The sequence below is a fragment of the Microbispora rosea genome (assembly GCF_900156315.1).
GTDB classification, from domain to species: Bacteria; Actinomycetota; Actinomycetes; order Streptosporangiales; family Streptosporangiaceae; genus Microbispora; species Microbispora rosea.
Genome location: NZ_FTNI01000001.1, coordinates 134,787 through 148,193, shown reverse-complemented (window position 1 = coordinate 148,193; position 13,407 = coordinate 134,787). Strand labels below are relative to the sequence as shown.

General features: G+C 71.6%; 11 protein-coding genes. 4 read left to right on the top strand and 7 right to left on the bottom strand.

Annotated features, from left to right (window positions below; translation table 11 throughout):
* Positions 1–112: 112 nt before the first annotated feature.
* Entirely contained in the window at positions 113–1,786 is a 1,674-nt protein-coding gene (locus BXA11_RS00675; protein ID WP_076431896.1) for a sensor histidine kinase, read from the top strand.
* A complete protein-coding gene (locus tag BXA11_RS00670) occupies positions 1,783–2,502 on the top strand; it encodes a response regulator (protein ID WP_076431894.1) in 720 nt (239 codons plus the stop codon). The genes BXA11_RS00675 and BXA11_RS00670 overlap by 4 nt, the downstream gene beginning before the upstream one ends.
* A gap of 627 nt (positions 2,503–3,129) precedes the next feature.
* On the opposite strand, the gene BXA11_RS00665 is transcribed toward BXA11_RS00670, so the two are convergent.
* From BXA11_RS00665 to BXA11_RS00655, 3 genes are all read right to left on the bottom strand, one after another.
* Complete coding sequence (locus BXA11_RS00665) at positions 3,130–3,771, bottom strand: TetR/AcrR family transcriptional regulator (protein WP_076431892.1); 642 nt, start codon at positions 3,769–3,771, stop codon at positions 3,130–3,132.
* Between the two features lie 7 nt (positions 3,772–3,778).
* Entirely contained in the window at positions 3,779–5,293 is a 1,515-nt protein-coding gene (locus tag BXA11_RS00660) for an MFS transporter (RefSeq protein WP_083743857.1), read from the bottom strand.
* Between the two features lie 542 nt (positions 5,294–5,835).
* Positions 5,836–7,134: an MFS transporter gene (locus BXA11_RS00655; RefSeq protein WP_076431888.1), complete on the bottom strand. Its 1,299-nt coding sequence runs from the start codon at positions 7,132–7,134 to the stop codon at positions 5,836–5,838.
* Positions 7,135–7,335: 201 nt separating this feature from the next.
* Here BXA11_RS00655 and panB point away from each other — a divergent pair, with 201 nt between their 5' ends.
* Positions 7,336–8,181, top strand: a complete 846-nt coding sequence (gene panB / locus BXA11_RS00650; RefSeq protein WP_030508198.1) for a 3-methyl-2-oxobutanoate hydroxymethyltransferase — start codon at positions 7,336–7,338, stop codon at positions 8,179–8,181.
* Positions 8,182–8,361: 180 nt separating this feature from the next.
* Here panB and BXA11_RS00645 read toward each other — a convergent pair whose 3' ends face one another.
* The gene (locus tag BXA11_RS00645; RefSeq protein ID WP_030508199.1) at positions 8,362–9,540 is read right to left on the bottom strand and encodes a trans-sulfuration enzyme family protein; all 1,179 of its coding nucleotides are present in this window, start codon (positions 9,538–9,540) and stop codon (positions 8,362–8,364) included.
* 113 nt (positions 9,541–9,653) lie between these two features.
* Here BXA11_RS00645 and BXA11_RS00640 point away from each other — a divergent pair, with 113 nt between their 5' ends.
* Positions 9,654–10,334: a hypothetical protein gene (locus BXA11_RS00640; protein ID WP_030508200.1), complete on the top strand. Its 681-nt coding sequence runs from the start codon at positions 9,654–9,656 to the stop codon at positions 10,332–10,334.
* 61 nt (positions 10,335–10,395) lie between these two features.
* Here BXA11_RS00640 and BXA11_RS00635 read toward each other — a convergent pair whose 3' ends face one another.
* The 3 genes from BXA11_RS00635 to BXA11_RS00625 form a co-directional block, all read right to left on the bottom strand.
* Positions 10,396–11,691: an esterase-like activity of phytase family protein gene (locus BXA11_RS00635; protein ID WP_076431885.1), complete on the bottom strand. Its 1,296-nt coding sequence runs from the start codon at positions 11,689–11,691 to the stop codon at positions 10,396–10,398.
* Between the two features lie 85 nt (positions 11,692–11,776).
* Entirely contained in the window at positions 11,777–12,448 is a 672-nt protein-coding gene (gene npdG / locus BXA11_RS00630) for an NADPH-dependent F420 reductase (RefSeq protein ID WP_076431883.1), read from the bottom strand.
* A gap of 129 nt (positions 12,449–12,577) precedes the next feature.
* Entirely contained in the window at positions 12,578–13,366 is a 789-nt protein-coding gene (locus tag BXA11_RS00625) for a twin-arginine translocation signal domain-containing protein (protein ID WP_076431881.1), read from the bottom strand.
* Positions 13,367–13,407: the final 41 nt, after the last annotated feature.

Genomic DNA, 13,407 nt, shown 5'->3' with positions numbered 1-13,407 from the left:
GAACGCGCGGCGTCACGGTGGGGAGCCATCTTCGCCCTCCCCGGCATGAGGGACCTTCCGTCCCTCCTGTGAGGGATGTCCGGAAAGGGAATGCCTGGGACAATGACCTCCCGTGGAGCGCGCGGACGACCGGAGAGACAGGCGGGGGTGGACCCTTCGCGCGTGGACACCCGCTTTCCGTGCCTCGTACGCGCCCGTCGCGCTGGGGGTGCTCGCCGCCCTGCTCGCGCTGGCCGAGGCGGTCGCGCACGCCCGCGGCGCGACCGCGCCGCCCTTGTTCGGGCACGGCGTGAGCGCACCGATGGGCATGGCATCGAGCGCTCCGGGCACCCCCATGGGCACGGGTACCGGCATGGGCACGGGCACCGGCACGGGTACCGGCATGGGCACGGGCACCGCGCTCACGCCGCTCACCGGCCCGGGGGGCGATCCCGCCGGGGCCTCGCTGCGTCTGGTCGCGTTCGGCCTGCTCGCCCTGGCCACCACGGTGCCGGTCGTGTTCCTGCGGACCCAGCCCGCCACCGCCGCCGTGGTCGTCGGCGTCGCGGGCCTGCTGTCGTTCACGGCCTTCCGGACGCTCACCATCGCAGGCGCGGCCGTCGTGGTGGTCTGCCTCTACCGGCTCGGTCTCACCGGAGCGCGGTGGCTCGGCCCCGTACTCGCCGTGCCGTACGTCGTGGCGGCGCTGCTCGGCCTGCCCGGCTGGACCCCGCACCGAGGGGTGGAGATGCTGGTTCCCGCTGAGGGCGACACGCGCGTCCTCGTCCTGCTGCTCGCGTGCATCGCCCCGGCGGCGGCCCTGGCCGGAGTCGCCCGGCGGGCCAGAGGTGAGGCCGCGGACAACCTGGCCGCCCGGCAGGTCATCGCCGGCACCCTGCTGGAGCACACCGCGCGCGGCGAGCGGGCGCGCATCGCCCGGGAACTGCACGACGTGGTCGCCCACCACATCTCCATGGTCGCCGTACAGGCGGAGACGGCCCGTGTCGCCGTGCCGGGCATGCCGTCCGCCGGGGCGGAGCGGCTGCGGGCGATCGGCGACACCGCCCGTGCGGCGCTGACCGAGATGCGGCGCCTGCTCGGCGTGCTCCGCGAGGACGACCGGGAACGGGCTGCGGATCTGCGCCCGCAGCCCGGCCTGCGGCTGGCCGAGCTGAACGCGCTGCTCGACGAGGCGCGCGACGCCGCGGGAACAGCCGTGCGCCTCGTTCTCAGCGGTTGCCCGGCCGTGCTCGATCCCGGCGTCGAGCTCGCCGCCTACCGCATCATCCAGGAGGCGCTCACCAACGCCCGGCGGCACGCGCCGGGCGCCGCCGTCGACGTGGAGTTGCACTACACCCGCGACGCTCTGCGGCTTCGCGTACGGGACAACGGCCCCGGCGTTCCGCTCTCCTCGGGCACGACGAGCGGCACCGTCGGGCACGTCGGGCCCGGTGGGCCCGGTGGGCCTGACGGCACGGGCACGCCGGGCGGAGCCGGCGCATCGGACAACGCGGGCGTACCGGGCGGCGTGACCGGTCACGGACTGGCCGGTCACGGACTGGCAGGTCACGGACTGGCAGGTCACGGACTGGCCGGGATGCGGGAACGGGCCGCTGCCGTCGGCGGCGAACTGCGCATCGGCTCCGCCGCCGGCGGCGGATTCGTCGTGGAGGCGCGCCTCCCCCGCCTCCCGGGTGCCGACGGTTCCCCGGCTTCCGGCGCCCCTGACAGTCCTGCGTACCCTGATGGTCCTGCCTGCCATGGTGGCCCTGTCGCATCCGCCGCCTCTGAGGGAGGGCACCCGTGACCGGCGCGACGCCGATCCGCGTCGTCGTCGCGGACGACCATCTGGTCGTCCGCACCGGCTTCGCCGAACTGCTGGGCAGCCAGCAGGACTTCGTCGTCGTCGCGACCGCGTCAGACGGGGCGCAGGCGGTCCGGGCATGCCGAGAACTGCGCCCCGACGTCGTCGTCATGGACATCCGCATGCCGGTCATGGACGGCATCGAGGCCACCCGACGGCTCACCGGTTCCGGAACACGGGTCCTCATCCTGACGACCTTCGACCTGGACGAGTACGTCTACGACGCGCTGCGCGCCGGAGCCGGCGGCTTCCTACTCAAGGACGTCACCGCCGAGCGCCTTTTCGACGCGGTCCGCGTCGTGGCGGCGGGCGACGCGCTGCTGGCCCCCTCGATCACCCGCCGCCTCATCGCCGAGTTCGCCCGCTTCCGGCCGAGGCCCGAGCCCGCCATCCCGGCCGCGCTCACCCCGCGTGAGACGCAGGTGCTACGGCTGGTGGCCGAGGGGCTGTCCAACGCCGAGATAGCCGCCCGGTTGACCGTCACCGAGGAGACGGTCAAGACGCACGTGAGCCGGGTGCTGGGCAAGCTCGGCCTGCGCGACCGGACCCAGGCCGTCGTCATGGCGTACGAGACCGGATTGGTCGTTCCCCGCTCTACGGGACCCTCGGGCCGGCAGGACCTCGGCCCGCAAGGGCCGGGCTTCCCCGGCCTGGCCTGACCGCGTGCCATGCGCGCCACCCGACCGCCTGCCATACGCGCCATCCAACCGCCTGCCATACGAGCCGCGCCGGTGTCCCGGCGGCCGTTCGCGGCGGCCCCGATCGAATCGGGCCCTTGCCGATGCGACCTCCATGCCACCGTGGAGACCACCTAGACGGCGACGCCGGCCTGAGACGCCGCGACCCCGGACAGCCTGTCCACCAGCGCGTACGAGGTGCACAACGGCTCCGGCAGTCGCGACCACCGATGGTCTGGGAGATGTCCGGCGACACCGGCACATTGATGGGCGCTCTATCCAGGCCTGAAATGAGGCGGGCCCGGAACCGGAAAGCCGTGACCAGTGCCGGTAGGCGTCCGGCACCGGTCACGGGGATATCGGAGAGGTCATAGGAGACGGCGTCGTCGGTGGACGGCTGCCCGCCCTCGCGTCCATTCCCGCCAGTGGTACTCGGCTCTCCCGAGGATGCTCGACGCTACGCGCCGTTCCGCGCGCAGCGCACGACGGTGACGAGCGCGGTCCGCACGGCCGTGGGCCGTACGGACCGGGTCACGACTCGGAAGTGGAGGGCCGCATCACGGCCCGGGCCTGGAGAGCCGGGTCACAGCTCGGGGGCGGAGGGACGGGTCACAACTCGGGGCACGGCTCGGGGGTGGAGGGGCGGGGGCGGAAGCCCTTGAGCGCCTCGTCGACGATCCGCTCGGGCAGGTCGGCCTGAGGGTCGCCGGAGTGGGACCACTTCGTGGACCAGATCATGGCCCCGCTGAGCAGCGCCAGCGCCATGTCGAGGTCGAGGTCCGCACGCAGTTCACCGGTCTCCATGCCGCGCCGCAGAACCGCCGTCACCACCGCCCTGCGCGGCTCCACGGCCAGCTCGCGGAACCGCTCCGCCAGCCGGGGATGCCGCTCGGAGTCGCTCATGGCGATGTTCATGATGCACCGGGTGCGATGGTGGCGGGACTCCTCCTGGATCACCCGGAGGTAGGTCACCAGGTCGTCCCGCACGGTTCCGCCCTGTGGCAGCGGGATCGGCGGCTTGAGCGTCGCCAGGGCGTCCACCACCAGGTCTTCCTTGTTGGACCACCGGCGGTAGATCGTGGTCTTCCCGACACCGGCGCGGCCGGCGATCGACTCGATGGACAGCTCCGACACCCCGATGCCTTCGCCGAGCAGTTCGAGAGTGGCCTCGATGATCGACCGTTCCGCCTTCTCGCTGCGCGGGCGGCCCGCCGGGCGGGCCGCCACCTCAGCCGTCTGCTGCGTCTTCATGACCAGTTCACACTACCGCCGCTTCCTTTTCGATCTCAGCCTTGTCGACCGCGGCGCCGGCGGAACCCTTCCCCGGCATCCAGCGGGCCACCACGAGAGTGCCGACGAGGGCGACGAAGGCCGATCCGAGGGCCGCCCAGTGAACGCCGGTGACGAACGCGGCGTTCGCGGCGTCGAGCAGCCTCGTGCCCTGCGGGCCCAGGTTCTCGGCGACGCCGGCCGCGCCGGAGATGGACTCGGTCACGACGTGGCGGAGCTGCTCCGGCAGGGCCGCGACCTTGTCCTCCATGTCGCTGCGGTAGCTCGCGGACAGGACCGCGCCCAGGATGGCGATGCCCAGCGTGCCGCCGACCTGCCGGACGACGTTGCTCATCGAGGAGCCCACGCCGGCCTTCTCACGCGGCAGCGCGTTCATGATGGCCGTGGTCGCCGGGGGCATGATGTTGGCCATCGCGGCGCCCTGGACGAAGCCGAGGGCCAGCAGGATCCAGATCGGGGTGTCCACCTGCACGAAGGCGTAGCACGCCAGGGCCAGCGTGATGACGAGCATGGCCACCGTGCCGACGGCGCGGGCGCCGTACTTCTGCACCATGCGCGCGCTCTGCGGCGCGAAGATCAGCTGCGCGGCCGCGAACGGCAGCACGAGCGCCCCCGACTGCAGCGGCGAGTAGTTCCGGACGATCTGCCAGTAGAAGGCGAGGAAGAACATCACGCCCATGGCCGCGAAGAACACGAGGCCGACGGTCGCGATCGCGGTGGAGAAGCCGGCGTTGCGGAAGTTGCGCACGTCGAAGGCGGGGTGGTCGATCCGGCTCTCGTACCAGACGAACGAGGCGAGGATCGCGAGACCGAGCAGCGACGGCACGATGACCGAGACGTCGGCGACGGTGCCGAGGTCGCTGATCCGGACGATGCCGTAGACGAGAGCGATCAGGCCGAGGATGGACAGCAGCACACCGATCGGGTCGAGACCGCTCTTGTTCGGGTCCTTGGAGTCGGGCACGATCCCGGCGATCAGCGCGAGGCCGATGATCACGATCGGCACGTTGACGAGGAAGACCGAACCCCACCAGAAGTGCTCCAGCAGCAGGCCCCCCGTGATCGGGCCGATCGCCACGGCGATGCCGACGCCGCCTGCCCAAATGCCGATCGCCTTGCCCCGCTCGTGGATCGGGAAGACGTTCGAGATGATCGCCAGCGTGGCCGGCATGATCGCGGCGCCGCCGAGGCCCATCAGGGCCCTCGCCGCGACGAGTTGCATCGGGTCCTGCGCGTACGCGCTGGCCAGGGAGGCCAGGCCGAACAGGACCATGCCGGCCATGAGCATCCGCTTACGCCCGTAGCGGTCGCCCAGCACGCCGAAGGTGAACAGCAGGCCGGCGAACACCAGCGTGTAGGAGTTCATCGCCCACTCGAGCTCGCTCTGGGTCGCACCCAGGCCGTGGACGGGATCGGCGATCGTCTTGATCGCCACGTTGAGGATGGTGTTGTCGAGGACGACGGCCAGCAGGCTGAACACCATCACGCCGAGGACCTGCCATCGGCGTGGGTGACCTGTATGAGCTTCTGCGGAAGCTTCCACGGATTCCCCCATGATTTCGATACGACTGAGTTTCGCAACGCAAGCGTAGCGTTGGTCATTCCGATACGCAACGGGACCGTTTCATAATCCGGGGTGGTGCCGCCGTATCCGCTGGTCAGTTGGGTTGAAGATGCTCGGCCGAGGCGCCGCTCCCGTGCCGCTCGCCTCCGGCACCCGCACCTTGTTCGTCTCCGGCACCCCGCGTCTTCCGGCGCACCGGGAGGCACGACCGCGTCTCGCACGGCGCTCCGGAGCAGCCAAGGCCACCCGGACAGGCGGCGGACGCCCTTCGCGCGGCTGCCCCGAGAGACAACCACGCCCCCTGTACATCCACGCGGGGGCAGGTTCTATTCCCACTCCGGAGCGGATTTCATTCCTCCACCCGGCCCGGCGGTCCTCCTCCCGGGCGGAGGCGGGCACCGGTCCTGCTCCCGCACGGGGGCAGGCACCGGTCCTGCTCCCGTGGAGGCGGGCACCGGTCCCTACTCTCCAGCGGCGGCGGGCAGGGGCGTCGCGACATCCGGCCCGGCCGCGAAGTCCGCTCCGGCCGCCGCGCCGAGACCGCTCACACGCTGCGGCCCGGCCGCGTCACTCGATCCGCCCGGGGCGAGGACGGCGGCCGGAGCGTCGCGCCTGACCATGGCGGTGAGCAGGGCCAGCGCGACGCCGACCGCTCCGGACACGGCGAAGGCCAAGACCGGGCCGCGGGTGTCCAGGAGCCCGCCCGCGAGGGGCCCGGCCAGGGCTCCTCCCATCGTCAGGGACGTGCCGTGCAGGCCCATCGCCTCACCCCGCGCCGCCGCCGGGACGCGCCGGTTGACGGCGTCCACGGTGGACGACAGCGCCGGGGCGCACAGCAGCCCGGCCGGCACCAGCGCCAGGCACAGCCAGCCCCAGCCCCCGCCGACCAGACCCACGGGCGCGGTCAGCAGCGCCAGGCCGCCCGCGAGCAGGGCGGGCGGCAGCCCCCGGGAGAGCCCGCCGTACACGAACCCGCCGACGAGCGAGTACGCGCACCACAGCGCGAGGACCAGCCCGGTCCAGGCGGTCGCGCCGTCCGCCTTGAGCATCGCCACCACGCTCAACTCGGTGGTGGTGAGCACGAAGGTGAGCCCGGACACCAGGCAGAGCAGGGCGAGCAGGCCAGGACGCAGCCACTGCCGCCGGGGGACGGAACCCTGGTGCCCCGCGTCCTCCTCCGCCGACCGCGTGGGCGGGTTGAGCAGATACAGCGCCACTCCCGAGCCCGCCAGACCGGCCGCCACCCCGTACATCGTCGCCGTGCTGCCGAACGCCGTCACGCTCGCGACGGCGAGGGCGGGCCCGACCATGTACGACAACTCCACGCCCATCGAGTCGAGGGCGAAGCCGGTCTGGTGGTTCTCCTTCGGCACCATCGCGGCCACGCACTGCCGGATGGTCCCGAACACCGGCTGGCTGAACAGCCCGCCGATCAGCGCGCCCGGCAGCAGCACGGCGTACGGCATCGCCGGCGCGACGCACCACAGGCACAGTTGCACGATGGTCGTCACGGCCATCACCGGCCGCAGCCCGCGCCGGTCGACGAACCGGCCGACGAGCGGCGAGCCGATCGCGGCGCCCGCCATGGAGGCGGTGCCGACCAGGCCCGCCTGGAGGAACCCCAGCTTCTGGTCGTTCACCACGTGCAGGGTCAGCGTCATGCCGGTGCCGGTGAGGGGAATTCTCGCGATCATGCCGACCAGCAGCAACGCCCGCACACCCGGCAGGGCGAGCACCCGCCGGTAACGATCAAAAGCCATTGTGGTTCCTTACCTCCGCATGGCATTGTGCCGGGCGCCTCTGACATTTCCGTCGCCGGGTCGCCTCTTTCGTCCCTTTAGTCCCACTCGTTGCACACCAGGATTACGGCGCCCGTATGGGGGTGTTCCAGCCCATGGCGGCATGCAATGATCTGACTGTCCGGGGACGCCACAGGGGCGCCACGAGGCCTGGAGGTAGCCATGTCCTCTGTTTCCGTTGTGTCCAAGCCCGCCCTCTACGGCGGGGCCGCAGGACGCAGGGTCACCGTCCGCGACATCGCGGCAGCCAAGGAACGCCACGAGAAGTGGCCGATGGTGACCGCGTACGACGCCATGACCGCCAAGGTGTTCGACGAGGCGGGCATCCCGGTGATGCTCGTGGGCGACTCGGCCGCCATGGTCGTCTACGGCTACGACTCGACGCTGCCCGTCACGGTCGACGACCTCATCCCCCTCACCGCCGCGGTCGTACGCGGCTCGTCGCGGGCGATGGTCGTGGCCGACCTGCCGTTCGGCTCCTACCAGGCCTCACCCCAGCAGGCCCTGGAGACCGCCGCCCGCTTCGTGAAGGAGGCCGGCGCGCACGCCGTCAAGCTGGAGGGCGGCCACCGGGTCCTCCCGCAGGTGGAGATGCTCGTGTCGGCCGGCATCCCGGTCATGGCCCACCTCGGCCTGACCCCGCAGTCGGTCAACGCCTTCGGCGGCTACCGGGTGCAGGGCCGCGGGCAGGCGGGCGACGAGATCATGGCCGACGCCAAGGCGCTGGAGCACGCGGGCGCCTTCGCCGTCGTGCTCGAATGCGTTCCCGCCGACCTCGCTCAACGGGTCACCACGTCGCTGAGCATCCCCACGGTCGGCATCGGGGCGGGGCCCCACACCGACGCGCAGGTCCTCGTCTGGCAGGACCTCATGGGCCTGACCCCGCAGCCCGCGAAGTTCGTGAAGAAGTACTTCGACCTGGCCGGAGAGATGGACCGGGCGATCCGCGCGTACGCCGACGAGGTCGTCTCCGGGGTCTTCCCCAGGCCCGAGCACAGCTACCGCTGACACCCGGCGGGCGGCCGCGGCACCGCGCGGCGGCCGCCCTCGACCGGCGTCTTCCGGCGTCTTCCGGCGGCGGGGGCCGTTCCCCCGCGAGCCGTCGACCGCACCGAATCGGACCGCGCCGATTCAGCCGCGTCGAATCAGCCGCGCCGATTCAGCCGGGTCGAATCGGACCGCGTCGAATCAGATCGCGTCGAGCGCCTGGGCGAAGTCGGCCCACAGGTCCTCGGCGTGCTCGATGCCCACGGCCACCCGGACCGTCCCCTCGCCGATGCCCGCCGCGGCCAGGCCCTCGGCGCTCACCGTACGGTGCGACGTCGTGGCCGGGTGAAGGATCAGGGTCTCCACGCCGCCCAGCGACGGCGCGAGCAGCGCGAGCCGGACATTGCGCATGAACGCCTCTCCGGCGGAACGCCCTCCGGCGAGGTCGAAGGAGAACACGCCGCCGAAGTCGGGCAGGAGCTTCGCGGCGAGTTCGTGCGACGGGTGGGAGGACAGGCCCGGCCAGTGCACCGCGGCCACGGCCGGGTGTCCGGCGAGCCGCGTCGCGAGCACGCGGGCGTTGGCGCAGTGGCGCTCCATCCGCAGCGGCAGCGTCTGCATCCCCCGCAGGGTCAGCCACGCGGCGAACGGGTCGGTCGTCGCGCCGAGCTCCACCGCGTACGACCACACCCTGCGGTACACGTCCTCGGAGGCGAACACGGCGATCCCGCCGACGACGTCGGTGTGCCCGGACAGGTATTTGGTGACGGAGTGCACGACGATGTCCGCACCGTGCTCGATGGGGCGGCACAGGACCGGCGAGGCGAAGGTGTTGTCGACCACGGTGAGGATCCCGGCCTCGCGCGCCGCCGCGCACATCCCCGGCAGGTCGGCCACCTGCGTCATCGGGTTGGCGATGGTCTCCAGATACAGCAGCTTCGTCGTGGGCCGCACGGCGGCGCGTACGGCCGCGGGGTCGTCCTCCGGCACGCGGGTGACCTCCACGCCGAAACGCTCCGCGAGGTCGGCCAGCGTCTGCGCGGTGGCGCCGTACAACGCGGACTGGGCGATCACGTGGTCGCCCGACTTCAGCAGGCCGAGCAGCACGGCGTTGATCGCCCCCATGCCCGAGCCGGTGGCCACGGCGGCCACGCCGCCCTCCAGGCCGGCGACCGCCTCCTCCAGCGCGCGCACCGTGGGGTTGGAGAGCCGGCCGTACACGTACGCCCCGTCGGGCCGCCCCATGCCGTCGGCGAAGACGGCCGGGTCGTCGAAGACGAATCCCGAGGTCTGGTAGATCGGCATGGAGATCGGCGTGCTGGCCTCCGGCGTGGGCCGGGGCAGGTGGACGACGCGCGTTTCCGGATGCAAGGAGCTCATGGCGTCCACAATTACCTAGAAAAGCCGTTCTTGTCAGATTAGACACTCGACGACCGGTTACGCGGCGAGCGGAGAGGGCGTCCGCCGCCGTCGCCAATGGTGAGGATGAGGGGATGGACGTCAGCTTCCTCCTCGTGCACAGTCCCTCCGTCGGCCCCTCGACCTGGACCCCCGTCGCCGAGACCCTGCGGGCGCGCGGGCACACCGCCGTGGTGCCGCGGCTGACCGACGTGACGGCCGGTCCGCCGCCCTACTGGCCGAGGGTGGTGAGCGAAGTGGCGGCGAGCGCGCCGCGCGGCCCGCTGGCCGTCGTGGCGCACAGCAACGCCGGGCTGTTCGTGCCGCTGATCGCGCAGGCCCTCGCCGGGCAGGTCGCCGCGTGCCTGTTCGTCGACGCCGCGGTGCCGCCGCGCAGCGGCGTGTGCCAGGCGGCGGAGCCGGAGCACCTCGCCTTCCTGCGCTCTCTCGCCGACGACGCGGGCGTCCTGCCCCGATGGACCGACTGGTGGCCCGAGGACGACGTCGCCGCCCTCCTGCCCGACCCGATGATCCGCCAGGTGGTCGTGGCCGAGCAGGCGCGGCTGCCCCTCGCGTACTACCAGGAGGAGATCCCGGTGCCGGCCCGCTGGGACCATCTCAGGAGCGGCTACCTGTGGTTCGCGGACGCGTACGCCGCCCTCGCCCACGAGGCCGGCGAGCGCGGCTGGCCGGTCGCCCGCATCCCCGGCGAGCACCTGCACCAGCTCGTCGCGCCGGAGGCGGTGGCCGACTGGCTGCTCGCGAGCGTGGCGTAACCGCGCCCGTGAGCGGGCGCGGTCAGTGCACGCGCTCAGAGGACGCGTTCAGAGGACGCGTTCAGCGGGCGCCGAGCGCGTGAGCGAGCCGGACGACGACGAGACGGTTCGGCACGCCGCTGTCCACCAGCCTGCCGTCGGGGCCGAAGTCTCCGAGGCCGAAGTCGTTGTCGTTGGCCAGCGCGATCGTGTGCGGATCGAGCACCGCCAGCCCTTCGATCTTGCCGGGCAGCGACGGCACCAGCGCGTTCGGCTCCAGCACGAGCGACTTGACGGGCAGCCTCAGGCCGGACGCGCCGGTCAGCTCCTCCAGCGACGGGCTGGTCTTCGCGTCGTCGTACGGCCCGCCGAGCAGGTTCGTCGCCTTCTTCAGGTCGATGGAGTACACCCGCGCGACGTTGTCGGTGCGCTCGTCCACGAGCAGGCGGTCCGGGCCGGCGTACGCGAGACCGGAGATCTTCATCTCGCTCTGGTCGCCGTTCACCTTCGGGTCGAAGGTCGTCACGTCCTCGAACCGGTACGGATACTCCCCGGTCACCTTCCCGCCGCGCAGGTCGAAGGTGAGGATCCGCCCGAACCGCGACTTCTTCGCGGCCTTCTTGTCGGGGTTGGCCAGCGGGCTCTGCACGGCCAGGTACAGCGTGCGCTGGTCGGATGAGATCGCCAGGCCCTCGAAGCCGCGGTTCTGCTGGCGGCTCGCCAGGATCGCGGGCAGCGTCTCCTTCACCGGGTAGTCCGCACCCGTCAGCCCGAGCCCCGCCGGGACGTGCCGCTCCAGCACCCGGCCGTCCGGCGACACCCGCACCAGTGACGGGCCGTACTCGTCGACCAGCCAGAAGTCGCCGTCGCGGGTGCGCACGAGGTCCTCGACGTCCAGCCCGCTCGGGTTGTACGGCAGAACCGTGCGGCCATCCCAGGTGTAGGGCGTCTCGTCGTGCCCCGCCTGGTTCGACAGGCCGGTCACGGGCTTGCCGGAGGCGCCCACGATCGGCATGTACTGCTTGATCTTCGCCGTGCCGCCCGCGAGGGCGACCCGGACGATCGCCGGGGCGAACTCGGGCACCGGGAAGGTCCGGCGCTTCTCCCCGTCCACGGTCGGCTGGCCGTTCGGGCCGCGGTCGGTGACGAGCCAGAACTCCCCGGCCCGCCCGGCCGGGAACAGGCCGCTGCCGACGCCGCCGAGCCGCACGCCGTGGTCGTCCGCGATGGACCGCTGCACCTGCTTCAGCGCGGGGGCGGGGAGCGTGACGTCCGCGACGACGACGGGGCCCTTGGCCGGATCGGCGGCGGCCGTACCGGTGGTGGTGAGGGTGAGCGCGGCGGCGATCGCCAGACCGGCGGAGACGTGACGTAGCACTGGGAACCTTTCAGACGGCGAGACAGCGCCCGAAGGTAGTGAACGATCACGTCTGCGACGTGACGATCAGATGAAGCGCGGATGGCTACACGTCGGTGACCCGGATGCCCGCGTGGGCCTTGTAGCGGCGGTTGACCGAGATCAGGTTCGCCGTGAACGCCTCGACCTGGTGGGCGTTGCGCAGCCGGCCCGCGTAGATCCCGCGCGCGCCGGGGATGCGGCCGGCGAGCGCGCGTACGACGTCGGTGGCCTCGCGGTCGTCGCCGAGCACGAGCACGTCGAGGTCGATCTCGGCCACCGCGGGGTCGAGCAGCAGCACCGCCGACACGTGGTGGAAGGCCGCGACCACCCGGCTGCCGGTCAGCACCGCGGCGGCCTGCTGCGCGGCGCTGCCCTCCTCCACGGGCAGCGCGTACGCCCCCTGCTTGTCGAAGCCGAGCGGGTTGACGCAGTCCACCACGATCTTCCCGGCGAGCGGTTCGCGCAGGGACTCCAGCAGTGCCTTGTGCCCCTCCCAGGGCACCGCGACGATCACGACGTCCGCCTCGGCCGCCACCTCGGCGTTCGCGGCCCCGCGTACGCCGATCTCGCGGGCCGCCTCCTCGGCGCGCTCGGGGCTGCGCGAGCCGATCAGCACGGTGTGCCCGGCCAGTGAGAACCGGCGGGCCAGTCCCTTGCCCTGGTCCCCGGTCCCACCCAGGATGCCGATGGTCAGCGCGGAGACGTCGGGCAGATCTACGGCGGTGTGCTCAACCATGGCTCCGATCATGCCAGGTCGCCACCGAGAGCCGCCCCGGGGCGTCCCTCAGAGGACGCGAACTGTCAGCCGCAGCCCCACGCGGCCTTCACCCCCCGGGCGGGTGAAGCCTCACGCTCGGCGCCGATGTCAGGAGATGCCCGGAGGATAGGGGAAGTTATCGAACATATCGTCCATCCTCGCCGGGGACATGTGGCGCCACGTCTTCACCACGTTGTGGACGCTCTTCTTGTCCAGGTAGGGATTGTCGGCGCCGGCTTGCGGCTTGGTGATGGACTGGATCGTCCAGCCGATCCCGACGAGGCGGTTGATCTCGATCCATCGCATGACGTCGATCCCGAGGAACACCGTGGCCCTGATGATCGGGTGCCACGCATGCCAGTTCTGCGGCGGCTCGCCGGGCTTGACGTTCATCATGTGAGTGCGCGATCCGTACGGCATGCGCGGATCGAAAAGAACTCCCTCGCCGAACCAGACGAACGCCGCCGTCAATCCATTGTCGTCGTGCCGGTAGAAGCGGTCGTAGATGTCGAGCTGTAAGCGGGAGAGATATTCGAGCGCGTCCTTGGCCGGAGCCATCTGGGCGATGAATCCGTCGGGATAGATGCCCGCCTGGCGGTGCTGCTGATAGAGGGGATAGAGTCGCTCGGGCGATCCGCCCGCGACCGCGCCGATGGTGGTGTAGGCGTCGATTATCTCGGCGGTCGCCTGATATTGGAAGACATTCTCGTAGGTGTACCACAGCTCGTTCGCCCGCCGGTCCCCGCGCATTCCCTCGACGTCCGGAAATTCCGGGTCCCGTGGGGCGGGATTGTAGTCGGCGGCGAACGCGGGACCGCTCAACGGAATTCCCGCTCCGATCGCTCCGAGCGTCACCACGGAAGCCTTCAGGACGCTACGACGGCTGGGCTGGCGCATGGGGGGACCTCATTCTCCACTAGAAGGACAGGAACCGGCGA

What these genes read in the sequence shown, in the direction of transcription:
- BXA11_RS00660 (WP_083743857.1), bottom strand. Translation starts at nt 5,293, where the DNA reads ATGGTGTTCAGCCTGCTGGCCGTCGTCCTCGACAACACCATCCTCAAC.
- npdG (WP_076431883.1), bottom strand. Translation starts at nt 12,448, where the DNA reads ATGGTTGAGCACACCGCCGTAGATCTGCCCGACGTCTCCGCGCTGACC.
- BXA11_RS00625 (WP_076431881.1), bottom strand. Translation starts at nt 13,366, where the DNA reads ATGCGCCAGCCCAGCCGTCGTAGCGTCCTGAAGGCTTCCGTGGTGACG.
- BXA11_RS00655 (WP_076431888.1), bottom strand. Translation starts at nt 7,134, where the DNA reads ATGGCTTTTGATCGTTACCGGCGGGTGCTCGCCCTGCCGGGTGTGCGG.
- BXA11_RS00665 (WP_076431892.1), bottom strand. Translation starts at nt 3,771, where the DNA reads ATGAAGACGCAGCAGACGGCTGAGGTGGCGGCCCGCCCGGCGGGCCGC.
- BXA11_RS00645 (WP_030508199.1), bottom strand. Translation starts at nt 9,540, where the DNA reads ATGAGCTCCTTGCATCCGGAAACGCGCGTCGTCCACCTGCCCCGGCCC.
- panB (WP_030508198.1), top strand. Translation starts at nt 7,336, where the DNA reads ATGTCCTCTGTTTCCGTTGTGTCCAAGCCCGCCCTCTACGGCGGGGCC.
- BXA11_RS00640 (WP_030508200.1), top strand. Translation starts at nt 9,654, where the DNA reads ATGGACGTCAGCTTCCTCCTCGTGCACAGTCCCTCCGTCGGCCCCTCG.